The 22671-nt window shown below is 51.2% G+C and carries 22 protein-coding genes; 5 read left to right on the forward strand and 17 right to left on the reverse strand.

Annotated features, from left to right (window positions below; genetic code table 11):
- Positions 1–153 precede the first annotated feature (153 nt).
- The gene (locus C1714_RS00130) at positions 154–1059 is read left to right on the forward strand and encodes a sensor domain-containing diguanylate cyclase (protein ID WP_167849866.1); all 906 of its coding nucleotides are present in this window, start codon (positions 154–156) and stop codon (positions 1057–1059) included.
- 39 nt (positions 1060–1098) lie between these two features.
- Here C1714_RS00130 and C1714_RS00135 read toward each other — a convergent pair whose 3' ends face one another.
- The 5 genes from C1714_RS00135 to C1714_RS00155 form a co-directional block, all read right to left on the reverse strand.
- The gene (locus tag C1714_RS00135) at positions 1099–1344 is read right to left on the reverse strand and encodes a hypothetical protein (protein WP_102341290.1); all 246 of its coding nucleotides are present in this window, start codon (positions 1342–1344) and stop codon (positions 1099–1101) included.
- Positions 1345–1529: 185 nt separating this feature from the next.
- Complete coding sequence (locus C1714_RS00140; protein ID WP_102341291.1) at positions 1530–2798, reverse strand: alpha-amylase family glycosyl hydrolase; 1269 nt, start codon at positions 2796–2798, stop codon at positions 1530–1532.
- Positions 2795–3586: a type III pantothenate kinase gene (locus tag C1714_RS00145; RefSeq protein ID WP_102341292.1), complete on the reverse strand. Its 792-nt coding sequence runs from the start codon at positions 3584–3586 to the stop codon at positions 2795–2797. The genes C1714_RS00140 and C1714_RS00145 overlap by 4 nt, the downstream gene beginning before the upstream one ends.
- Positions 3587–3589: 3 nt before the next feature.
- Positions 3590–4783, reverse strand: coding sequence for a bifunctional phosphopantothenoylcysteine decarboxylase/phosphopantothenate--cysteine ligase CoaBC (coaBC, locus tag C1714_RS00150; RefSeq protein WP_102341293.1), 1194 nt, complete (start codon positions 4781–4783; stop codon positions 3590–3592).
- The gene (locus tag C1714_RS00155; RefSeq protein ID WP_102341294.1) at positions 4776–5399 is read right to left on the reverse strand and encodes an ECF transporter S component; all 624 of its coding nucleotides are present in this window, start codon (positions 5397–5399) and stop codon (positions 4776–4778) included. Before C1714_RS00155 ends, coaBC begins: the two co-directional genes overlap by 8 nt.
- 138 nt (positions 5400–5537) lie before the next feature.
- Between C1714_RS00155 and yfcE the strand changes: the two genes are divergently transcribed.
- Entirely contained in the window at positions 5538–6089 is a 552-nt protein-coding gene (yfcE, locus tag C1714_RS00160) for a phosphodiesterase (RefSeq protein ID WP_102341295.1), read from the forward strand.
- A gap of 79 nt (positions 6090–6168) precedes the next feature.
- Here yfcE and C1714_RS13910 read toward each other — a convergent pair whose 3' ends face one another.
- The 8 genes from C1714_RS13910 to C1714_RS00205 form a co-directional block, all read right to left on the reverse strand.
- The gene (locus C1714_RS13910) at positions 6169–6951 is read right to left on the reverse strand and encodes a hypothetical protein (protein WP_167849867.1); all 783 of its coding nucleotides are present in this window, start codon (positions 6949–6951) and stop codon (positions 6169–6171) included.
- Positions 6952–7082: 131 nt separating this feature from the next.
- Entirely contained in the window at positions 7083–8036 is a 954-nt protein-coding gene (locus tag C1714_RS00175) for an L-lactate dehydrogenase (RefSeq protein WP_102341298.1), read from the reverse strand.
- 183 nt (positions 8037–8219) lie between these two features.
- Positions 8220–9437 carry an ABC transporter ATP-binding protein gene (locus C1714_RS00180; RefSeq protein WP_102341299.1) on the reverse strand — a complete coding sequence of 406 codons (1218 nt, stop codon included), beginning with the start codon at positions 9435–9437 and terminating at the stop codon, positions 8220–8222.
- A gap of 15 nt (positions 9438–9452) precedes the next feature.
- Positions 9453–10955, reverse strand: coding sequence for a 4-alpha-glucanotransferase (malQ, locus tag C1714_RS00185; protein ID WP_102341300.1), 1503 nt, complete (start codon positions 10953–10955; stop codon positions 9453–9455).
- Positions 10956–10968: 13 nt separating this feature from the next.
- On the reverse strand, positions 10969–11985 hold the full coding sequence (locus C1714_RS00190; RefSeq protein WP_102341301.1) for a LacI family DNA-binding transcriptional regulator: 1017 nt from the start codon (positions 11983–11985) through the stop codon (positions 10969–10971).
- 21 nt (positions 11986–12006) lie between these two features.
- Positions 12007–12840, reverse strand: a complete 834-nt coding sequence (locus C1714_RS00195) for a carbohydrate ABC transporter permease (RefSeq protein ID WP_102341302.1) — start codon at positions 12838–12840, stop codon at positions 12007–12009.
- 1 nt (position 12841) lies between these two features.
- The gene (locus tag C1714_RS00200) at positions 12842–13684 is read right to left on the reverse strand and encodes a carbohydrate ABC transporter permease (protein WP_102341303.1); all 843 of its coding nucleotides are present in this window, start codon (positions 13682–13684) and stop codon (positions 12842–12844) included.
- Positions 13685–13768: 84 nt separating this feature from the next.
- On the reverse strand, positions 13769–15091 hold the full coding sequence (locus tag C1714_RS00205; RefSeq protein WP_102341304.1) for an ABC transporter substrate-binding protein: 1323 nt from the start codon (positions 15089–15091) through the stop codon (positions 13769–13771).
- A gap of 292 nt (positions 15092–15383) precedes the next feature.
- On the opposite strand from C1714_RS00205, the gene C1714_RS00210 reads away from it, so the two are divergent.
- The 3 genes from C1714_RS00210 (at position 15384) to C1714_RS00220 (ending at position 18942) form a co-directional block, all read left to right on the forward strand.
- Entirely contained in the window at positions 15384–16415 is a 1032-nt protein-coding gene (locus C1714_RS00210; protein WP_102341305.1) for an IS1/IS1595 family N-terminal zinc-binding domain-containing protein, read from the forward strand.
- Positions 16416–16789: 374 nt separating this feature from the next.
- Entirely contained in the window at positions 16790–17332 is a 543-nt protein-coding gene (locus C1714_RS00215; RefSeq protein ID WP_102341306.1) for a hypothetical protein, read from the forward strand.
- A 218-nt stretch (positions 17333–17550) separates the two neighbouring features.
- Positions 17551–18942: an ISL3 family transposase gene (locus C1714_RS00220; protein WP_102341307.1), complete on the forward strand. Its 1392-nt coding sequence runs from the start codon at positions 17551–17553 to the stop codon at positions 18940–18942.
- Between the two features lie 166 nt (positions 18943–19108).
- On the opposite strand, the gene glf is transcribed toward C1714_RS00220, so the two are convergent.
- The 4 genes from glf to C1714_RS00240 form a co-directional block, all read right to left on the reverse strand.
- The gene (gene glf / locus C1714_RS00225; protein WP_102341308.1) at positions 19109–20224 is read right to left on the reverse strand and encodes a UDP-galactopyranose mutase; all 1116 of its coding nucleotides are present in this window, start codon (positions 20222–20224) and stop codon (positions 19109–19111) included.
- Between the two features lie 36 nt (positions 20225–20260).
- Positions 20261–21031: an SDR family NAD(P)-dependent oxidoreductase gene (locus C1714_RS00230; RefSeq protein WP_102341309.1), complete on the reverse strand. Its 771-nt coding sequence runs from the start codon at positions 21029–21031 to the stop codon at positions 20261–20263.
- Positions 21032–21130: 99 nt separating this feature from the next.
- Positions 21131–21805 carry a DUF4956 domain-containing protein gene (locus C1714_RS00235; protein WP_102341310.1) on the reverse strand — a complete coding sequence of 225 codons (675 nt, stop codon included), beginning with the start codon at positions 21803–21805 and terminating at the stop codon, positions 21131–21133.
- Positions 21787–22542 carry a polyphosphate polymerase domain-containing protein gene (locus C1714_RS00240; protein WP_167849868.1) on the reverse strand — a complete coding sequence of 252 codons (756 nt, stop codon included), beginning with the start codon at positions 22540–22542 and terminating at the stop codon, positions 21787–21789. Before C1714_RS00240 ends, C1714_RS00235 begins: the two co-directional genes overlap by 19 nt.
- Positions 22543–22671: the final 129 nt, after the last annotated feature.

A 22671-nucleotide genomic window follows, 5' to 3' on the forward strand; every position in this document is an offset into this window, starting at 1 on the left:
AACATTTTTCATCAACCAGAAAAGCTGAAAAGCAGGCTGAAGGAAACTACAGCCTGCTTTCTTCATCCCCAAAACGAAAAAAACGTCATGCAGAAAACGTATCATTTTCCTCAGAAGCGCTTTACTAGAGGTATAAAGGCGAAACCTCTGAAGTTGAGCTCAGAACTGAAGCAGATCCTGGACAATTCCATAACCGGAGTCTACATCGCCGACCGCGAACGTCGAATCGTATACTGGAACGAATCGGCCAAACGCATCAGCGGCAGAAGCAGAGAGGAAATGGTCGGCAAATACTGTTTCGAAAGCGGGCTGGATCATATCGATCTCGAGGGACATCAGCTGTGCACCTCCCTATGCCCCTATCTCAAAACCTATCAGGATGGGCAGGAACGCTCCGAGAAAGTGTTCCTGCGCCACAAGAACGGCAGGCGTGTCCTGATCGAAACAAGATTCATCCCGGTCTTTGCTGAGAACCATCAGTTGGAATTTGTGATGGAAGAGTTCTGTGAAGTTGGTTCGCAGCACATCGATGATCAGATGGTCCGCCAGCTCAGCAACGTTGCCCATCATGATCAGCTGACCGGCATTGCCAACCGCCGTTTTCTTGACGATGCCCTTGCCTATCGCATCATCCTGCGGAAGAAGATGAACAAGCAGTTTGGCGTCCTCTTCATGGATGTGGACAACTTCAGTAAATTCAACAATACGTACGGCCACGAGGCCGGCGATCTTGTACTGAAGAAACTGACGCACATCCTCACCAGCATCAACCGGAAGAATGACATCTTCGGACGCTGGGGCGGCGAAGAATTCCTGGGGATCTATCCGATTCAGGATCCTTCCAACATCCGGACGATCGCAGAAAAATGTCTGAACGCCATCCGCAGTATGGATGTTGAATTTGAAGGCCTCCATCTCTCGGTGACCGCTTCCATCGGCATCACATGCATCCGGGAAAACGACACACCGGAATCCGTCACGCAGCGCGCCGACGCCCTGATGTACAAGTCCAAGCAGAACGGAAAAGACCGTTACACGTCTGATGAACCGGCAGCCTGAAAATGGGCCACCCTTTTTGGACAGCCCTGCCGATCACTGTTACTTGTTTTCAATCACCGATGGCTTCGCAGCTTCATAGGCGACTTCCACAGCTCCGATGAGATTGCCGTGTACATCCTTCAGCGACATCGTCGCACCGCTCAGCGCAAGATCCGTAATCTTTCCATCACCGTCGATGGTGACTTCTGCAGTAATGGTTCCTCCAAAGCCCTCATCCGTTCCTTTCAGAACCCTGGGTGCAGCCGAAGATACACCGCTGCATGCGGCAAGCGAAAAAGCGCCCAAAACGCCATCAGCATTCTAATCTTCTTCATCTATTCTCCACCCAGTGAATGAATGCGGTTAGGATGTTCGTCATTGTATTCATGATGTTTGACGTACTGCCGAAAGAATTGTCAGATTTTCCCAAAGGACACAACGAAAAAGAACTTCTGCCGATCATGAAGGAGAAGTTCTTTATCTGTTCCTGCTTATTGAAGGTTCCAGGAATCCGGACTGATCTTCAGTAATGCCGGAAGCGCATCCGCAGCCACATCACCGTCTGTGATCGTCACCGGCTTACCGGTGAGCACATTCAGATATTCATCATTCTTCAGATGCGTATGCAGAAGACCGCCTCTTCCGCGCACATTGTAAAGACCCGCGAAGGTTTCCGTCTCCCCGTACAGAGCCGTTTCAAACATCGCATCATTTTCTATGAAAAAGCCGCAGCGGATCTGCCCCATCATTTTCCGGCGCATCCGGTTGTAGGCCGCAATCGTTTCCTCCAGCTTCTGATCCCGCTTCGACCAGTCGATCGGATCCTTCTCGAACAGCGACGGCTGATGAATCGCATACGCCTCCTGTCCGTTATAGACAAAGGCATCCCCCGGCATGAAGAACGACCACGCCAGCCAGTTTCTGAACTTTGTTTCGTTCTCGTTCAGCAGCGAATAGATCCGCTTACGATCATGATTCTCCAGATACCAGATCTCACGCGTCGAAGAAGGAAGCGAAGCCAGCAGCTGGTTAACCGCCTTTTCATACGGAACCAGATTCGAATGCGTCACGGCATCTTCCATTTCTTCCCTGACCGTGTAGGGATAAAGATCATCGAATGCCTGTGCCAGCTCGCCATCACTCAGCGCATCAATGCCTTTGGAGCGCATCCAGAGCACAAACGGACTTTCAACACTCTCCGCAAGCATCACAAACTGCGGATTCAGCATCTTCGCCCGAGAGCGCAGATCCTTCCAGAAAGACAGCGGAACCAGCGACGCCACATCACAGCGGAACCCGTCCACGCCGTCTTCCACCCAGTGCAGAAGACTGTCCAGAAGCGTCTCTCTCAGCTCTTCGCTTTCAAAGTTAAAGTCGCGCACATCGCTCCAGTCTGCCACCGCATTTTCCTTCGCATACCAGGACGGATGTTTCTTCACCCACGGATGATCGGCAGCGCTGTGATGAAGAACAATGTCCATCATCACCTTCAGTCCCCGCGCATGCGCCGCATGTACAAGATCCAGGAAATCATCCATCGTCCCAAGATCCGGATCAACCGCATCATAATCCGCGATCGCATACGGGGAGCCATAGGTCCCCTTCCGTCCCTTTTCTCCGATCGGATGCACGGGCAGAAGATAGACATAATCGAAGCCCATAGCTTTGATCCGGTTAAGATCATATTCCACCCGCTTCAAGGTGCCTTCCGCGCTGCAATTACGCACAAATACCTGATAAAAGCTCAGCGGCTCCCTCATGCCTTGACCTTCTTCCTCTTATCCTTGTTGAAATCGTAGATGATGGCCATGCCGATGCCTGCCACATTGGGATCATAGGCATCAATCTCATCCGTCGCCGCCGAAATTACGCGGCCGATCCCGCCGGTTGCCACGACATAGGCATCCGGATCCTTCAGCTCCTTCTTCATCTGCTTCAGGATGTACTCGACGGCACCGATATACCCGTAGACAACACCCGCCTGCATGCCGGTGACCGTATTGTGTCCCAGCACACTGGCCGGCTTCTGGATCTCGATATCCGGCAGCTTTGCCGTCTGCGTTGTCAGCGCATTGGCACAGATTCCGACCCCCGGGGCAATGACGGTATAGGAAAAGACGCCGTCCCTGGAAACATAGTCAAATGTCGTCGCCGTACCGAAGTCCACCACGATGCACGACCGATGATAGGTATAATACGCCGCTGCCGCATCCACGATCCGGTCCGCTCCGACTTCCTTGGCATTTTCCGTACGTATTTCGATGCCGCTGCGGATGCCAGGACCCACAATCAAAGGTTCATAGCCGAAGAACTTCAGAACCGCCGAATTCAGTGAATACATGATCTTGGGAACAACGGACGAAATGATCACATCATCCACCGATGCCCTGGAAAGATCATACAGATCCAGAAAAGAGCGGAACTGCGTAATGTACTCATCGCTGGTACGCGGCGTCCGCGTCGTCAGACGGAAGACCGCCTTTGTCTCGATCCCCTCCATCATCTGCATCTTGATATGTGTATTGCCTACATCGATCGTCAATAACATTGCTTACTTTCCTCCAAGACAATGATCCAGAATTCTGCGCGCCGTCTCAGCCTTGCTCAGAAGGCCGAGATCCACAACACCATCGCGCGAAAGAATCCGCACATGATTGGTTCCCGTCCCAAAGCCGGCACCTGCTTCACGAAGATCATTGGCAACGATATAGTCACAGTTCTTCGCCGTCAGCTTCGCCTCACTGCTGGCGATCACATCCTTTGTCTCCATCGAAAAGCCGATCAGCGTCTGGCCGGGCCGCTTATGTTCCCCAACGGTCTTGAGGATATCGACTGTCCGCTTCAGCTCGAGACACATCCCCTCACTATCCTTCTTATGGATCTTGTCCACCGCAGTTTCCGCAGGCGTAAAGTCAGCTACCGCCGCCGCAAAAATAAGTGCGTCCATCTCCCCCGCCTTCGCAAGCACCGCTTGCGCCATATCCTGCGCCGTGATTACCGGCACTGTGCATATCGCGCGCAGGGTCTTCTGGTGCACCGGACCGCTGACAAGTATTACATCCGCACCGGCATTGCGGGCTGCTCTGGCAAGCTGGTAGCCCATCGTACCGGTACTGTGATTGGTGATGTAGCGAACCGGATCGATCGCTTCCTGCGTCGGACCGGCAGTGATCAGTATCTTCTTCCCCGCCAGCGTCTTCGGCGTCAGCAGTTCTTCGACATAATCCTGAATCTCCTCCGGTTCCGGCAGTCTGCCGCTGCCCGAGTCTCCGCATGCAAGCAGTCCCGATCCGCTCTCCATAACATGATATCCGTAGTCTTTCAGCAGCTGAATGTTGTGCCGCGTAATCGGATTTTCGAGCATGCCGGTGTTCATTGCCGGAACGATGAGCTTCACGGCCCTGGAGGCCAGAAACGTCGTTGTCAACATGTCATCGGCGATGCCGTTAGCCACCTTGGCGATGAGATTGGCCGTTGCCGGGGCAATCACGAAGACATCCGCCATTTTGGCAAGCGCCACATGCTCCACATTCGGCTCAAAATCCGTTGAAAACATATCGGTAATGACCCGCTGATGCGACAGCGTCTGAAAGGTTAACGGCGATACAAACTGCTGCGCCTCCTTCGTCATCAAAACATGCACCTCAACGCCGGCCTGGCTCAGGTGCGAAACAAGTGTACAGATCTTGTAAGCCGCAATCCCGCCGCCAACACCGATCACAACGCATGGCTTTCCATTATTCATTCCGCAATCCCATCCTTTCCATTACCGGCCGTAATGCCCGGTTCACCGCCGGCACCACCGCCATCGCAAGAATGATTTCAATAATGCCGTTCGATGCCAGCACCGTAAGAATCACGGCACCGACCGCAATTCCCGCCGCACCGGCATAGGCATCTCCGAAAAACAGCCAGATCAGCCCCATCACCAGCAGTGTGTGCAGTAGTGTATTGACGCCGGCCGAAATCGAAGCTGCACCGGCAGATTTCATCTTCTTCCTTAACTGCCTGTACAGAGCGCCCGAGAACCACCCCAGAAAAATACGTGGTCCCAGCGCAATCACAATGGACGCAAAGTTACCCGAAACGCCGCCGACCGTAATAAACGGCGAAAAGCAGAAGCTCGTAATGGTCGGTGTCATCGTCGCCCGGATCATCGACGTCATGCCGAAGACAAAGCCAACCATCGCACCGAAGCCCGGCCCCATCAAAACTCCGCCGAGAATCACCGGAATATGAAGCGTCGTAATACTGATGGCACCGATCGGAATGTAACCCAGCGGCGTAACCGCCAGTACAATTTCAATCGCCACGAAAAAGGCCGCAAGCGTCAGCCGCAGTACCCGCTGTTTGTTTCTCATTTTCCACCTCCTGCCGCTCCCGCTGAGGGGATGCAGCGAATATCAATAACGAAACACAGCTTTCCGATTGGATCCATTTTCTGAGCGGATAATGGTCCTGCCATTATTATAATGAAATACGGAAAAGGCGGTAACCATATGAAATATCTTGTCGCAAGCGACATTCACGGATCCACCACCGGCGCAAGGCTGGTTCTTGACGCATACGAACGTTCCGGCGCCGATGCCATTCTCCTGCTTGGCGATATTCTCTACCACGGTCCACGCAATCCTGTACCTCAAGACTATGCCCCAAAGGAAGTCATTGCCATGCTCAATCCAAAGTCGGACCGCATCCTTGCCATCAAGGGCAACTGCGATGGCGAAGTGGACCAGATGGTACTCGATTTCCCGGTCCTAGGCACCTACAACTCTTTTATGATCGGAAAGCGGCGCATTTTCATTTCCCACGGTCATACCTACAGTCCGTCCAATCTACCGAAACTGAAGCGGGGCGATATCTTCCTCAGCGGTCACACCCACATCCCGACCGCAGAAGTAAATGAAGACGGCATCTATCTTCTCAATCCCGGATCCACCGGCATTCCCAAAGGCGGCAGTGACCGCTGCTATGGCATCCTTACGGAGTCCGGGTTCACCGTTCTCAACCACCAGCATCAGGAAGTAATGAAGATCGATTTTACGCACTAAAAAACCGCCAGGGGCCTTGCCTCTGACGGTTCTTTTTTCCTTTTGCTCTGCACAACACAACGATAGTCAAATGACCAGATTACTCAGCCGGAGTGCCGAAGGCAATGCCTGTAGCACCCGTCTTGGCGTCTTCAGCGATCAGCTGAATCGGAGCTGTCTCATAGGACAGGTTGTCAAACGATCCCGTGTAACCGGAAGCCGTTGTGAACTCAATCGTGAAGTGGCCAACTTTACCATCCGAAATCAGATCAGCCGGAACTTCATCCAGCGTAATCGTCTGATGTCCGCCATCTTCCTTCGCCTCAGCGATCAGGTTGTCACCCTTATCGGAAGAACCTGTCGGATACAGATACAGATCAGTAACTTCCTCGCCGGTTACGTTGTAGATATCGTAAACAGCCGGTGTAGCCTGGAACGCAATCTGCGTAGCGCCCGTACGTGCATCCTCAGCGATCAGAGAGATCGGAGCCGTCTCAATGGACAGCGTCTCAAATGTTCCCGTCATGCCGGAAGCCGTTGTGAATTCAAGGGTCAGCTTCGTATCAGCGCTGCCATCATCATAGGTAGCTACCATTGCATGTGCATCGGAGAAGCCCTTTTCACCTGCAAGGTTGTCACCCTTATCGGAAGAACCTGTCGGATACAGATACAGATCTGTTACAGACTCACCCGTCGCATTGTAAATCGTATAAACGCCAGTCGTGGAAGCAGCTTCTGTTGTTTCAGCAGCAGCTGTCGAAGCAGCCGCAGCAGCCGTCGAAGCAGCAGCTGCAGTAGATGCTGCAGCAGAGCTTGAGTTGCCGCAAGCCGCGAGGCTCAGTGCAAGAACAGATGCACCAATTGCCGCAAATGCCTTCTTCATTTTTCTCTTATCCTTTTCCTTTTTCTGTGTTGAGCAGCCTTAATAATTTAACATATTACCAGGTGTCTTTCAACTGTCTGCGATAGACATTTCACAAAGTGACTCAGACAGTCTCAAAACGAACTTTTCCATCAAAAAGTAATACCTTCCATATTATTCTTCAACAGCTTTGCGCTTTCCAGAAGCTCCGTACGCTCCTCTTCGCTCAACGCCACAGGTACCAGGCCCTCGATTCCCTTACTTCCAACAATCGCCGGAACCGAAAGCGCACAATCATCAATTCCATACGTCCCGTGCAGAACCGTCGACACCGGCAGAATGCTCTTTTCATCCTTCACAATTGCCGAGCAGATCCGGCTCACGCTGACCGCAATGCCATAACACGTCGCGCCTTTACGCTGAATGATTTCATAAGCACTGCGGCGCACATCATTGGCAATCTTTTCTTCAATCGCATTCATGTCCATTTCGCCCATGCCCCGCAGCGCAAAGAAATCTGCCAGCGGAACACCGGACACATTCGCATGCGACCATGCCGCAATCTCACTGTCACCATGCTCTCCGATGATGCTCGCATGAACAGAGCGGCTGTCCACATCCAGCACATTGCCGATCGCATTACGAAGACGTGCCGAATCGAGTACCGTTCCCGAGCCGAAGACACGGCCCTCCGGCATTCCGGATGCCTTCGACGCATAGTATGTAAGAATATCCACCGGATTTGCGACCACCAGCAGAATGCCCTGCGGCTTCACCCGGCGAATCTCCGCCATAATCGAAGAATGAATCGAAATGTTTTTATGGATCAGATCCAGACGGGTCTCACCCGGCTTCTGCGCCGCACCAGCCGTCAGCACAATGACAGCCGCATCTGCAATATCATCATAGGTACCGGCATAGATACGCTGCGGCGAAATCAGCGACGTACCATGGGAAATATCCATTGCCTCACCTTCCGCCTTCGCCTGATTTACATCCAGCAGGACAAGTTCGGAGAAAAGCTTTGACTCCATCAGAGAAAATGCCGAAGCAGCTCCAACCGCCCCACAGCCGATAATTGCCGCCTTACGAAGATTAACACTCATGAATGATTCCCTCCTTCTCTCTAAAGCAGAGTATAGAAAAAAGAGCTCCGAATAACAAATGAAATGCTCAAAGAATCACAAATCCGCAAACGAATCCTCCAAAAGTACAAGGCAAGATCAAAGTCCCCCGTCGCACCATAAACAAAAAGGAGCCCCGCAGGACTCCCCATAACGCGAACCTGATCAGTCCGGACGACGCATCGTCTCTGGATCATATTCCAGGTTGATGCCCGTCTTCTTGTCAAACACATGCACCATCGATCCCGGGAATGTAAACTCGATCGGCGAACCGATTGTGAAGCTGCTTCCCTTCAGATCCAGCGTCGGCACAATGATGATGCCGTCCTTCCCCATCGCATTCACATGCAGATGCTCCGAGGCTCCCATCAGCTCCGCAACATCTACCGTGCCTTTGACCATCTTTCCTTCCGTCTTTGTTAACGTAATATGTTCCGGACGAACACCGATCGTCACTTCCTGTCCCTCAACGCTGCGCTCCTTCAGATGCGCACACTTCTCAGCCGAAAGATCAATCACGGCATCCTCAACCTGCACCGCATAGCTGCCGTCCGCCTTTTTGATCAATGTTCCATCATAAAAGTTCATCTGCGGAACACCAATGAACCCTGCCACAAACAGATTCACCGGATTGTCATACACCGTCTGCGGCGTACCGATCTGCTGAATGACACCATCCTTCATGATCACGATCCGATCCCCCAGCGTCATCGCCTCCGTCTGATCATGCGTAACATAGATGAATGTCGTATGAATCTTCTGACGCAGCTTGATGATCTCGGCACGCATCTGGTTGCGGAGCTTCGCATCCAGGTTCGACAGCGGCTCATCCATCAGAAGAACCTTCGGATTACGGACAATTGCACGCCCGATCGCAACACGCTGACGCTGGCCGCCGGACAGTGCCTTCGGCTTACGGTCCAGATATTCCGTGATGCCAAGGATCTCGGCCGCATCATTGACGCGGGCATCAATCTCTTCCTTCGGCATCTTGCGGATCTTCAGCGGAAATTCCATGTTCTCACGAACCGTCATATGCGGATACAGAGCATAGCTCTGGAATACCATCGCAATATCACGATCCTTCGGTGCCACATCGTTGACACGCTTGCCGTCAATCAGAAGGTCGCCGTGTGTGATCTCTTCCAGACCTGCGACCATGCGCAGCGTCGTCGACTTGCCGCAGCCGGACGGTCCGACAAGGACGATGAATTCCTGATCCTTGATCTTGAGATTGAAGTCATCGACCGCAAGGACACCTTCCTCGGTACGCTTCAGATTCGCATTCTTTTTCTTTTCTTCCGGCTTCTTACCGAAACGGTGCTTTGCAGGTTCCTGGTCACGATAGACCTTGCGGATATGTTTCAGTTCAACATCCGACATAATTTGTTTTCTCCTTTAAATTTCGGCTTCCGTTCCCGGAAGACGGTCATAAATCATTGTGAAGTGATAAAGCTTCTTTGCAAGGGCATTGGTCCAGCTTCCTTTTACGGTCCGCCATACCCAGTTATTGCCCGTGGTCGATGGAACATTGAAACGTGCCTCATCGCCCAGCCCCAGCAGATCCTGATACTGCATCACGACCAGGTCGCCGACCGATTCATACGCTCCCCGCAGAAATCCCCAGTGATATCCCTCGGACTTTGAGAGGTTGAGATACTCGATGGCGCGTTTCGTATACTCCTTCGGCGAATTCTTCATCCAGCCGTTGACGGTCTCGTTATCATGGGTCCCCGTATAGACGACACAGTTGTGCGTATATTTATGGGGCAGATAATCGGATCCGGTATCCCTTGGATCGAAGGCAAATTCAAGCACCTTCATCCCCGGATATCCCGTTTCCTTCACCATCTGAATCACTTCCGGCGTCAGGAAGCCAAGATCCTCCGCGATGATGTCGAGATGTCCCAGCTTCTGTTCCATGGTCTTGAAGAACGCGATGCCGGGCCCCTTCTTCCATCTGCCGTTGCGGGCAGTCGTTTCACCATACGGAATGGCGTAATAGGACTCAAAACCCCGGAAATGGTCAATGCGCAGCACGTCAATCATCGTAAACTGATAGGCGATGCGCTGTGCCCACCACTGGTAGCCATCCTTCTTCATCCGGTTCCAGTTATAGAGTGGATTGCCCCACAGCTGCCCGTCTGCCGAAAAGCCATCAGGCGGACATCCGGCAACTTCCGTCGGTTTCCCGCTGCGATCCAGCTGGAACAGATCCGGATGACCCCAGAGATCACTGGAATCCGGCGACACATAGATCGGCACATCTCCGATCAGCTTGATCCCATGATGATGCGCATAATCGCGCAGATCATTCCACTGCTTACGGAACAGGTACTGAATCAGCTTCCAGAACTCAATCTGATCCGCCAGACGTTCTGTTTCTCTGGCGACAGCCTTTGGATTATGGCGGCGAAGCGAAGGTTCCCATCCCATGAAGGAAACGCCCTGATGCGCTTCTTTTTCCGCCATGAACAGTGCATAGTCATCCAGCCAGAACGCATTCTGCCGGCAGAAGTCTTCATAATCATCCGGCAGATGTTTCCTGAGACGGTCCGCGGCCAGATGGAGCACGGCGAAGCGGTGATTGTAGATTGTGCCGTAGTCGACACGCTGCGGATCACTTCCCCAGTCAATGTTCCGATATTCCTCAGCCTTCAGCAGGCCGTCCTTCTTCAACAGATCCAGGTCAATGAAATACGGATTTCCGGCAAAGGCCGAGAACGACTGGTATGGCGAGTCGCCATAGCCCGTCGGCCCCGTTGGCAGAATCTGCCAGTAGGACTGTCCGGCCTTCTCGAGAAAATCAATGAAGCGGCAGGCTTCCTTCCCCAGTGTCCCAATTCCATAGGGCGATGGCAGTGCACTGATCGGCATCAGTATTCCTGCTCTACGATTCATGTGAAACTCCCCTCTAACGTTTTACGAAGACACTTTCGCCTTCGACCAGTTCAAACGGCACGATTTCATGGATCGCCTGCCGATCATACTGCAGACGGACCAGAAGGTCCTCCACACCTTTGCGGGCAAGTGCATCCACATCCTGACGAATGGAAGTGAGCCGCGGCACCGTATATCTGCCCTGTGCGATACCATCGTAGCCAATGACGCTGACGTCCTGGGGACAGTTGAGCCCCATGTCTTCAATGGCACGCATCGCCCCGATGGCGATCGAATCGCCAAGAGCGAAAACAGCCGTGATCTGCGGGCTTCGCTTCAATAACCGCGTCGCCGCCTGGTAGCCGCCCTCCATGGAGAAGCGGCTTGGTTCATACTGCGCCGCCTCATCAAAGGTGACGCCTTTATCATTGAATGCCTTGCGGCAGCCCAGCAGCCGGCGATAGCCGACCTGGCTTCCGCTGCTTTCCGGTGAACCACCGATAATACCGATGTTCCTATGGCCGCAGGCAATCAGATACCGCACCGCGCAGGCACTGGCTTCCAGATCATCCGTCGTATAGCTGGACAGCTGATCAAAGGAAAGGTCAGCGGCACTGTTGGTCAGCAGGACGCTGGGCGTATCCACGGCACTGAATCCGCTGCGGAAATACTCCAGGTTGCCGCCGAGAAAGATGAATGCCTTCGGGTGCGATGACATATGAAGCTGTGCAGCTGTCTGCACCTCGTTGGCACTTTCATCGACAAACACCACCGAAGCTTCTTCATGTGCGGAACGCAGAATGTTCTGGGTCTTTTCAAGCAGAGATTCAAAGAAGATGTTGGCATAGCCGCGGATGATGATCGCGATCGGTGCATCGGTCTGCTGCTTGAGCATCTTGGCATTCGAGTTCGGCTGAAAGTTCTCCTGCGCAATGATTTCTTCAATGCGCTGGCGAGCAGCCTCGGAAACATCCGGATGATGATTGATGACACGGCTGACCGTACCGATGCTGTAACCCGAAAGCCGGGCAATATCCTTAATCGTAGTCATGTACGGTCCTTCTGTTCAGGCTCAGCCCTTGACGGCGCCAGCCGCAACACCCTTAATAATATATTTCTGGCAGCTCAGATAGAAAATGATGACCGGAATGACGGCGAGAATCAGTGCCGCCATGATGGCACCCATATCGACGGATCCGTAGGATCCCTTCATGTACTGAATGATAATCGAAATCGTCTTGTATTTCTTGATGTCCAGTACCAGGTATGGCAGCAGGAAGTCGTTCCAGATCCACATCGTCTCAAGAATGCCGACGGAAATGTAAGTCGGCTTCATGATCGGAAGAACGATCTTGAAGAATGTCTGCAGCGGCGTGCAGCCGTCAATCATGGCAGCCTCTTCAATCTCGATCGGAATGGAACGGACAAATCCCGTAAACATGAACACCGCAAGACCGGCGCCGAATCCCAGGTAGATGACGATGATGCCCCATGGCGTCGTCAGACCGAGACGGTTGGCAACCAGTGACAGCGTGAACATGACCATCTGAAACGGTACAACCATCGAGAAGATGCACAGCGTATAGATGAGCTTCGTCCACTTGTTCTGAACGCGGGTAATGAACCAGCCCGTCATCGAGCAGCAGATCAGAATTGCCGCAACCGAGAAGACGGTAATGAATACGGTCCAGCCGACAGCACTCAGGAGGCCGTACTTGTTGATGGCCTGACCGTAGTTTTCCCAGCTGATGAAGGTATCAGAATTCGGCAGCTGGAACGGCTGCAGGTTGATGGCCGTCTTTACTTTGAATGAATTCCACAGGACACAGAGAATCGGGAAGATCCAGAATGCGGCAAGGAACGTCAGGAACGCGGTCCCATACCATTTTCCCTTATTTTCATTCATATTACTGCTGGACCTCCTTTTCCTTGGTCATCTTCTGCTGCAGAGCCGCAATCACAACAACAAGAATGAAGAAGACAACCGCCTTGGCCTGTCCAACACCCTCGAAACCGACACGTCCATAGAATGTGTTGTAGATGTTGAGAGCCAGCATTTCGGTCTGCTTCATCGGTGCGCCGCCCGTCAGGGCAAGGTTCTGATCGAAGAGCTTGAAGCCGTTGGTTATCGTAAGGAATGTGCAGATGGTGATGCTCGGCATCATCATCGGAATCGTTACCTTGAACAGGCGCTGGGAGCTGGAAGCTCCGTCAATTTCGGCCGCTTCCATGACATCTTCCGGAATCGACTGCAGACCAGCGATATAGATGATCATCATATATCCGATCTGCTGCCAGCAGACGAGAATGACCAGGCCCCAGAAGCCGAGCTTCGCATTGAGGTTGAGTGCCGTATTGAAGTGCACCAGAATCCCCGAGAAGATCAGCTGCCAGATGTAGCCAAGCACGATGCCGCCAATCAGGTTCGGCATAAAGAAGATGGTACGGAAGACGTTGGTTCCTTTACGCGACTTGGTCAGAGCCATTGCCAGTGCAAAGGCAATGACATTGATCAGCACCAGTGTCACCAGAGCGAAGGCGGCAGTGAACCAGAACGAGTGATCAAAGGTTGTATCTTTAAATGCGGTGATGTAGTTCTGCAGGCCGACCCATTTTGCATCCTTGACAGTTGTAAATTTTGTGAACGAAAGATAGATGCCGAGAATGAACGGGACGATGAAGCCGATGGTGAAGGCGATCATCGTCGGAAGAGTGAAAATCGGCCAGTATTTCTTGATGTTTTTCTGCATAGTTCCCCTTCCTTGGTTAGAAAACAGGCACGGCGCCGACTGATCTGCCGGCAGCCATGCCTGTAGTTGATTCAGTGCTGAGGATCAGCCGTTGGAGGCAGCGAGCTGCTTTTCAGTTGCCCAGTTGTCTACAAATGCGGAACGAACCTGTTCCCAGTTAGCATCCGTCTGATCAGCCGCATAGACCGTCAGAGCCTGGCCAAGCGTGTTCTTCCATTCTTCGGAAGGCATCGTGGTGAAGTTCCAGGAAACCGGTGTCCCGGTGTTGGCATTTGCGAGATTGAACAGAACGTTCGTGGATTCAGGGTTGGACTTGAACGGAATGTTGAAGCCCATCTTGTCGCCCGATGTCATTGCATTAACACCAGCATCCGACGTTACGCACCAGTACATGAAGTCAAGTGTTGCCTGAATGTCTTCCGGCGAAGCCTGGCTGTTAACGCACCAGTAGTTCTCAGTACCCATGCAGAGACCTTCATTCGCATCATCGACACCGAAGTAGATCGGCAGATAAGCGAGGTTGTCATCGCCGATTGCCTTTACAGCATCATATTCCCAGGTACCGTTCTGGAAGAAGACTGCTTCCTGGTTAACGAATTCGGATTCAGCCTGATCACCGGTAGCGGTGGACAGCTGCGAAGGATCGATCGTGGAGTTGTTGATGTAAAGATCCCAGATAGCACGATAGTTGTCGAGATAGGTTCCCTTCAGCTCATCGAGATTGTCGACGCCGGCGTCCTTGTATTCATAGTAGATCGGCAGGTTTGCCAGATGCGTCTTGAACCGCCAGTCAGAGGAGCTGTCCATACCTGCAGAAGTGAAGGCGGAGAAGCCAAGCTCATCCTTGCGGGCGGTAATGTCTTCAGCAACCTTCTTCAGATCGTCGAAGCTCTTGATGTCATCAGCCGTGTAGCCGGCCTTTTCAAGCAGAGCCTTGTTGGTAATCAGACCATACGCCTCAGTAACGTAAGCGATGCCGGCAACCTTGTCGCCATCCTTAAGTTCGTAAGCACTATTGGACAGCTCGCCTTCCAGCTTGGAGCCGGACAGATCGTAGCAGTAATCCTTCCAAGAAGCCAGACCGACCGGACCATTCACCTGGAACATTGTCGGAGCTTCGCTCTTGGCCATTTCAGACTTCAGAGTGGACTCATATTCACCGGACGCTGCCGTCAGAACCGTTACAGGAACACCTGTCTCCTTCGTATATTCCTTTGCCAAATCCTGCCAGTACTCATCTGCTTCAGGCTTGAAGTTCAGATAGTACACACGACCGGTTCCGGACGCTGCTGCAGCCGTACCGGCGGCTGCGGAAGTAGAAGCTGCTGCCGAACCGGAAGCGGAAGAACCGCATCCTGCGAGCATCGCAGCCGACATTGCAAATGCCAAAATCTTTTTGCTGTTCATATTTCCTCCCAATGATTTCCGTGAATGTTCCCGGTGTTTCCCTCCGGATGGAAACGTTACCGAAAACGTTTACACAAACAATATATGAAACCGCTTACTGTTTTTCAAGTACTTTTTTCGAAAAAAATCCTCATTTGCACCAAGGTGGTGGAAGAACGGGTTGCAGTTCTGATCCAGGGCTATAATGATCGTGTCCTGGAAAGGGGACAGATCAGGAAGTCTCCAGGAGTTGATTAGCGCTGACTTGGCGGTTTCGTTAGTCAACTCCTGGAAACTTCAAACCGCCAAACAAATGAATAATCTCAAGAAGAACCGTCACTTCTGGGGACGGTCTTTGAGAAAGCTTGAATGGGACAAGTACCATGACATTTCAGATTCTCAAAAGCTCATTTCCCATACCATTCACGAATGGTATGATGCCAAACACCCAGAGTTTTCGGCAGATGAAATCAAATTTCTGAATAACAGAAATATTGAATCCTGCCCGCATTGCGGCAGCACGAATTTCATCAAGTATGGTTTTTATAAGAATGGCATGCGCTGTTACCTCTGCCATGATTGCGGGCATAAGTTTTCACCTATTACCAACACAATATTTGATGATCGGAAGATTCCAATCTCCGAATGGATTGAATATCTTCTGTATCTGTTTGAATTTCATTCTATTAATTCATCTGCCAGGGATAATCGAAACACCGAAAGCACAGGCAGATACTGGCTGAAAAAGGTATTTTTTGTTCTGAATGGAATTCAGGATAACATTGTGCTCAAAGGGAAAATATACCTTGATGAAATGTTCTTCCCTGTCATAAAGAGAAGAACGATTACGAAAGACGGAAAGAAACTTCGCGGCATATCAAAGAATAAGATTTGTGTTGTCGCAGCACACGACGGGCACGGGACAAACCTCATCATAGTTGAACATGTCTCCAAGCCCTCCCGCAAAAGCACATGGGCGGCGCTCGGAAATCATATACAGCCAGGCTCTGAACTGATTCATGATGGTGACAATTCTCATTCTGTTCTGATCGAGAAACTGGGTCTGTCAGAAGAGATCCATCTCACAAAAGAAACGAAGGGATTGCCTGACGAAAAGAATCCGTTAGACAAGATCAACAACCTTCATGCTCTGGTAAAGCAATACATGCGCATGCATGGAGGATACAACAGAGAAGATCTACAAGACTGGATGAATCTGATCTGGTTCATCCTTTCCAAGCCGGACAACAGGTATGAAAAGATCGACTTATTTCTCAACATGGCGCTAAACGCACCAGGAAAAGTGCGATATCGGGACCGGATGGCTAAAAATGTCAATAAATAAGCCTATGAATACCACCCTGGTGCAAATGAGGATTTTTTCGAAAATTTCGAATATTCCTGTCAGAGATATTTTTCTGCGGAACAGGCACATGAAAAGGCGGAGCATTCCGCTCCGCCTCAGAAAATCGGATATTTAAAAATTTGAGGGGATGGTGACCTGCATTTCAAGGTGATGGGGTTGCCATCTTTTATGTATGTCTGTGAAAGTTTAAGACTCTGGGGTTTGCTTTTTGTACAGGTATTGTTCGAATTGGATGAAAAAGACTATCCTTCAGGTAAAGGAGGAATGTTGAGCTCCTGGCAATAATAAAAGCTGGCATCCCCAAACCCTTCGCAGTCCAGCACATGCCAGCGACTCCATTATAGACCTGTCTGATGATCATGATTCATTGTCATTTGCACAAGCTCGTGGAGTTTGTTAAGAATCGCCTGATTCATTCCTCAAACGATTCTTCCACACAGGAAATCATTACAAGAGCTGTTCAGGTCTTTTATGATCAGTCGGTTTCCGAACTGATTGTGAATAATGGCTATCTGTATTACGCAAAGTACAGCAGAAGATTTACCATTCTTGATCATACTGTGCCACTGATCATTAAGCGTGTTTACCGGAAAGGCTCGTCTGCAGATGCAGTTCTGCTGTCTTTCATGATCCCCTACAGCAGCCGCACCGCGGACGATTTTACCGCTGTTCTTACTTCATGCGGGGATCGTTCCTTTACCGTTGAAGAAAGCGGTAATTCCTTTGACTATGACGCTGTACGGCTGATCCGCTGGAAGTTCAACCGGTACTGGCAGAGTATTCTCAATACCAGGCGCATTTACCTCAATACGGATATAACCACGAATTGTATTACCCTGCTTGGCAGGCAGTTCCTGCAGAACAGAAAGCTGCGCTGCCAGCTCGTTTTCACATGACCTCTTTTTCTCACAGCAGGAATATCAAAGAAGCCTCTGCGTTCCTATTCTGAGGGCAGAAGGGATGAAAGCCGATCAATACCGAACGAAGGAACGTTTCACCTCATCATTTTGAAGAAAAGCCCTTCGTTCATCATTTTGATTCGGCTTTCCGGAAAGGAATTCATGCATGGTATACGGTATTCAATCGATTCCCTGCAGAATCAGAGGTCATCGGTATGTCTCTTAACACGAATAAAGAGGACATCATGGAGCTCTTCGGCCTGGAAGACAGTGATGTGGAGGACTTCCAGTATCAGAACTTGAATGGAAATGCACAGATCTCAGTCCGGCTCGTTCCGCACTATGAGCCCTGCCCGGAATGCGGCTGTAAAACTCCAAGGATCAAAGATTATTACTGGAAGAAGATTACGCACAGTGTTCTTTCTGATCGTAAATGTACGCTGCTTTACCGGGCCAGACGATATGTCTGTCCGGTATGTCATCGAACCTATGCAGAGAAGAATCCATTCTCCTTTGGCAGTATGAGTATCTCCGCATTCACGGTTCAGAGAGTGCTCACGGATCTGAAGAACTATAACGAGACATTCTCTTCCGTTGCGCGCAGGTATCATCTCTCTCCTGCCACAGCTGCCTATCTGTTTGATGATCACGTCAGTCTTCCCAGGAAACCTCTGCCGGAGATGATCAGCTTTGATGAAGTCTATGCCTTCCGCAACTACAGCGAGAAATTCGTCTGTGTTCTTATGGATTTCCAGAGACAGACGCCCATTGATTTCCTGAACTCCAGACGGGAAGATCGGCTGCTCAGCTACTTTATGAAGATCCCGCTGGAAGAGCGGAAGAAAGTCAAAGCCTGTTCCTTCGATATGTACGATACCTATCGAACGGTCATGAAGAAGTGTTTCCCGAACAGTATCGGTATCGTGGACAGATTCCATCTCTGCCAGGAACTGGGACGCCAGACCGACAGTGTTCGAATCCGTGCCATGAAAGGAACCACAAAAGGTTCCGATGAATACTATCTTCTCAAGAAGTTCAACTGGATTCTCTACAGGCATTCCGACAGCAGCACAAAAGATGGTAAGAAGCTGTTCGATCCAAACGGACAGAGAAGATATAACAATCATTTCAAATTTCCGATTAACTACTATGATCTCCGCGAGAAGCTCCTGAAAATAAGCCCTGAGCTGATGGAGTCATGGAATCTGAAAGAAAAAGTATACGACTACTATGAGACCGCCACGCCCAACGATAGGGAGCAGAAACTGAACGAACTGATTACGGAGTTCAGGAAGTCTCAGGTACCGGAAATGCGTCACTTCGCCAGCACACTGACCAAATGGCGGACCGAAATCATCAATTCTCTTACTACCTACGGCTACATCTACAAGGTCGATTCCAAGACCGGCAAACCCAATGCCTATCATAAGCGGATGACCAATGCGATCATTGAAAACCGAAACTCAATCTGTAAGTGCATCAAGAAGAATGCGAACGGCTATCACAACTGGGACAGATTCCGCAACCGCCTCATGTACGTTCTGGACAAGGATGCGACCTACTCATTGAACCCGATACACTCGAATGTCACAAAAACGGCGAAATAAAAACTTGGCCTCACAGCTGTTCAAACCAGTTGTAAGGTCATGTCTTACTTCAGATGACTCGGGCGCTGAGTTCATGATTATGGGGCGCCAGTTACCCCAGAGATTTATCGCTCCGGTTTGACTCTAACCCCACACATTTCAAAAGCGCCAGAAAATCATTGCAGGATCAGTCCAGCTCTTCCTTTGCCTTCTTCAGCGCTTCGGCAATGACCGCATCCATATCGTAGTACCTATAAGCCCCAAGGCGGCCACCGAAGATGACGTTTGCCTTCTGATCCGCCAGCGCCCTGTATTTTGCGTAAAGTTCGCCGTTGCGTGCATCGTTGAGCGGATAGTACGGCTCAATCCCGGGTTTCCATTCCGAACTGTACTCTCGGCTGATGACAGTCTTGGGAAGACCGTTTCCTTCGTCATCTTTTCCGAACTGAAACCACTTATGCTCGATGATCCGGGTAAACGGTGTCTCGGCATCGGTGTAGTTGATGACCGCATTGCCCTGATAATTTGAGATATCAAGCACTTCTGTCTCAAAGCGCACCGACCTGTACTGCAGCGGACCGAGCGAGAACCCGAAGTAGGCATCAATCGGTCCCGTGTACACAATCCGCGGCGCGATGCTGTCCCAGTAGGATTGATCCGATAAATAGTCGGTATTTGTACGCACTTCAATTCCTTCCAGCAGACGTTCCACAAGCTTCGTGTAGCCGCCGGTCGGAATGCCCTGATATAGCGCATTGAAGTAGTTGTTGTCAAAGGTAAAGCGCACGGGCAGCCTCCGGATGATGAAGGCCGGCAGCTGATTGCAGGGCCTTCCCCACTGCTTTTCCGTGTAGCCTTTGATCAGCTTCTCATAGATGTCGCTGCCAACGAGGCTGATGGCCTGCTCCTCAAGGTTCTTCGGCTCCGTGATGCCGGCGGCCTGACGCTGTTCACGGATCTTCTGTTCCGCTTCCTGCGGCGTCACGACACCCCACATCCTGTTGAATGTGTACATGTTGAACGGGAGCGAATACAGCTCGCCATGGTAATTGGCAACGGGCGAATTGGTATAGCGATTGAAGACGGCAAACTGATTGACATAGTCCCATACCTGACGGTTATTGGTATGGAAGATATGAGCCCCGTACCTGTGAACATGGATTCCTTCCACATCCTCTGTATAAACGTTGCCGGCAATGTGGTCCCGTTTTTCAATGACGAGAACCTTCTTCCCACGCTTTTTTGCCTCATGGGCAAATACGGCACCGTAAAGGCCGGAACCGACAATGAGATAATCGTACATACAGCTTCCTCCACCTGAAATTATAGCAATCCTCCATTAGAGGCGGCTCACCAGCTCCATGAACGGGACAATAATCCAGTCCGGAACGATCCAGGCCAAGAAGCGCTGCAACGTCGTAATGATTCCCGGCGTCGCCACCCAGAAGTTGCAATTATTCGCCCACAGGGACAGACGCACAACCGAAGAAGAATGCGATGCCAGAAAGGGATGTACATAGTGCGTGCTGGTTTCTTCTTTTTTGGCCAGCGGAATGAAACCTGTGTCCTTGACCCAGTAGGGACAGGCGCAGGTCACACGGATGCCGGAGAAAAGAAGGTCATGATGCAGCGCCTTGGTGTAGCTTTCGACAAACGCCTTGGTTGCGCCATAAATTCCGAAATTCGGCATCGGCTGAAAGCCGGCAATCGATCCGATTTCGATGATGCCGCTTCCTTTGGTGCAGTACGGCAGTGCCAGCGCAGTCACATCGGCCAGCGCACGTACATTGAGCTCGATCATCGCATCGACCTGATGGCGATCCATGGACGCAATCTGTCCGATTATTCCCCGCCCCGCGGAACATACAAGCCAGTGGATTTCCGGCTTCTGTTGTTTCAGAAGATTCTCCAGTGTCTCAAAGGCGGCGGGATCACAAAGATCCAGCGGCACAATGCGGCACGGCACAGAGATTTCAGAAGCCAGCTGCTCCAGCTGCTCGCGCCGGCGGGCAATGATCCAGAATTCATCAACATCATTCTTTGCGGCCAGCTGATGAACAAATTCGCGTCCAAGGCCGCTGGACGCTCCCGTTACAAGTGCTATTTTCATTCTTCAAGAATAACGCGAAAGCCTACCGGATTTCCACCCGTGAAAAAGCCGGGACTCTCGGATCATAAGTTGTTCGAAAGCTCCGGCTTCATCTTTTTTCTACAGCCGGGTTGTTACAGGCGCCTGAATAGTGGAGCGGATCGTCAGGTTGCCATTGCGCATCCGCAGCTCATTGATCAGCGCCTGTTCCTGGGATGACTGCTTGAGATCGATGCGGTACTGCAGCTCATTGAGCATGCCCATATGCGTCGTACGCACTTCCATCAGCTGCGAACTGGAGGTGTACTTTTCAAACAGATCATCGAAGGCATTTGCATAATTGAGATCTTCCGGAACCTGAATCATCAGATAGCGCTGACCGGACGGCGTCGAGAATAACGGGAGCTTTGAAAAGAGAACAGCGGCCGCAATGCAGAGAATTACCATTGCCAGTGCAAAGGTAATGTAGCCCATGCCGCAGGCAAGTCCCGCTCCCATCGCCAGAAAGATGACGCCGATATCGCTTGCCTTTCCCGGCTGCGAACGGAAGCGGACCAGGGAGAAGCTGCCGGCCACTGCAACGCCAACGCCCAGGTTGCCGTTGACCATCATGATCACCATCATCACGATTGCCGGCAGCAGCGTCAGTGTCAGCGCGAAGGAACGCGACATGTCCGCCAGCATATGATAGGCAAGTGCAATCACAAAACCGCACAGCAGCGCTCCGAAAAAGCAGAGGGCAATCTGTTCAAAAGTAATGTAGGATGCAGAATTGCTCAGAATGGACGTAAACATACAGAAGCCTCCCCAGCCGGAGCACTTTCATTCTCCAGCACATAATTTCGATACAGGTTCTTTACATATGAGATATAAATCGATCCATATTTGGAAAATGAATCCGGATACACGTGCAGCGACGTAAGAATCGAACTCAGCCAGCACGGATACGGTCCCGCCAGCTTGACTTCCAGCAGCACCTCGGGCGCACTGACCAGCGGCGTTTCCGTCCCGTCCAAAACAAGATTCACATTCTTCATCCGGCTGCGGATCCGTGTATCAAGCGTAATGCGCAGATCATTGTCTGCCGCAAATGCCATGCGGTGATAGGCAATGAATACCTTCGGCTCAACGATATAGGTTTCCAGCACCTGCCGCAGTTCACCTGCAATCTGTCCATCCCGGGGAAGATCATCCGGTATCAATGCACAGCTGAACTGCTCATTGTAGGTTAATGCAACCCGCCTTTTTTCACCCCAGTCGCCAAGACGCTGTTTTGTCTCAAGGAACACGGGCGCTCCAACGGCAGGATTGCCATAGGAGCGAAGGCGGAGCTTCAGCCGGTACAGCGGATGATTCAGACAGTGATTGATCAGATAGAAGTCCGGCGTATCGTAGTAAATCGTATTCAGATCATATTCCGGATAAATATCCGGTGTCAGATGGTCACGGGCAGCGATCAGGAACTGCTCCGCCTGCGCACTGCTCAGACGGAATTTCTCCTCAACCCGCAGGAATGTTTCACTTTGGATCAAGAGACGGCACCTCCTTTCACTGTATGCACATATGCTATGCCATGACTTTGGTATCCTCCTGATGTGAATGTGAACTCAAAATGAAAAAAAGACCCGCTTTGTTAAGAGCGGGCCCGGTATCCAAAACGG

Origin of the sequence: Galactobacillus timonensis (assembly GCF_900240265.1) — a bacterium.
In the GTDB taxonomy this organism is placed as follows: domain Bacteria; phylum Bacillota_I; class Bacilli_A; order Erysipelotrichales; family Erysipelotrichaceae; genus Bulleidia; species Bulleidia timonensis.

Excerpts from the sequence above, each read along its gene's own strand:
- C1714_RS00215 (WP_102341306.1), top strand. The coding sequence starts at position 16,790 with ATGATCATGATTCATTGTCATTTGCACAAGCTCGTGGAGTTTGTTAAG.
- C1714_RS00180 (WP_102341299.1), bottom strand. The coding sequence starts at position 9,437 with ATGTCGGATGTTGAACTGAAACATATCCGCAAGGTCTATCGTGACCAG.
- C1714_RS00200 (WP_102341303.1), bottom strand. The coding sequence starts at position 13,684 with ATGCAGAAAAACATCAAGAAATACTGGCCGATTTTCACTCTTCCGACG.
- C1714_RS00195 (WP_102341302.1), bottom strand. The coding sequence starts at position 12,840 with ATGAATGAAAATAAGGGAAAATGGTATGGGACCGCGTTCCTGACGTTC.
- yfcE (WP_102341295.1), top strand. The coding sequence starts at position 5,538 with ATGAAATATCTTGTCGCAAGCGACATTCACGGATCCACCACCGGCGCA.
- C1714_RS00145 (WP_102341292.1), bottom strand. The coding sequence starts at position 3,586 with ATGTTATTGACGATCGATGTAGGCAATACACATATCAAGATGCAGATG.
- C1714_RS00235 (WP_102341310.1), bottom strand. The coding sequence starts at position 21,805 with ATGTTTACGTCCATTCTGAGCAATTCTGCATCCTACATTACTTTTGAA.
- C1714_RS00220 (WP_102341307.1), top strand. The coding sequence starts at position 17,551 with ATGTCTCTTAACACGAATAAAGAGGACATCATGGAGCTCTTCGGCCTG.
- C1714_RS00230 (WP_102341309.1), bottom strand. The coding sequence starts at position 21,031 with ATGAAAATAGCACTTGTAACGGGAGCGTCCAGCGGCCTTGGACGCGAA.
- C1714_RS00210 (WP_102341305.1), top strand. The coding sequence starts at position 15,384 with ATGAATAATCTCAAGAAGAACCGTCACTTCTGGGGACGGTCTTTGAGA.
- C1714_RS00190 (WP_102341301.1), bottom strand. The coding sequence starts at position 11,985 with ATGACTACGATTAAGGATATTGCCCGGCTTTCGGGTTACAGCATCGGT.
- glf (WP_102341308.1), bottom strand. The coding sequence starts at position 20,224 with ATGTACGATTATCTCATTGTCGGTTCCGGCCTTTACGGTGCCGTATTT.
- C1714_RS00175 (WP_102341298.1), bottom strand. The coding sequence starts at position 8,036 with ATGAGTGTTAATCTTCGTAAGGCGGCAATTATCGGCTGTGGGGCGGTT.
- C1714_RS00140 (WP_102341291.1), bottom strand. The coding sequence starts at position 2,798 with ATGAGGGAGCCGCTGAGCTTTTATCAGGTATTTGTGCGTAATTGCAGC.
- malQ (WP_102341300.1), bottom strand. The coding sequence starts at position 10,955 with ATGAATCGTAGAGCAGGAATACTGATGCCGATCAGTGCACTGCCATCG.
- C1714_RS00155 (WP_102341294.1), bottom strand. The coding sequence starts at position 5,399 with ATGAGAAACAAACAGCGGGTACTGCGGCTGACGCTTGCGGCCTTTTTC.
- coaBC (WP_102341293.1), bottom strand. The coding sequence starts at position 4,783 with ATGAATAATGGAAAGCCATGCGTTGTGATCGGTGTTGGCGGCGGGATT.
- C1714_RS13910 (WP_167849867.1), bottom strand. The coding sequence starts at position 6,951 with ATGAAGAAGGCATTTGCGGCAATTGGTGCATCTGTTCTTGCACTGAGC.
- C1714_RS00205 (WP_102341304.1), bottom strand. The coding sequence starts at position 15,091 with ATGAACAGCAAAAAGATTTTGGCATTTGCAATGTCGGCTGCGATGCTC.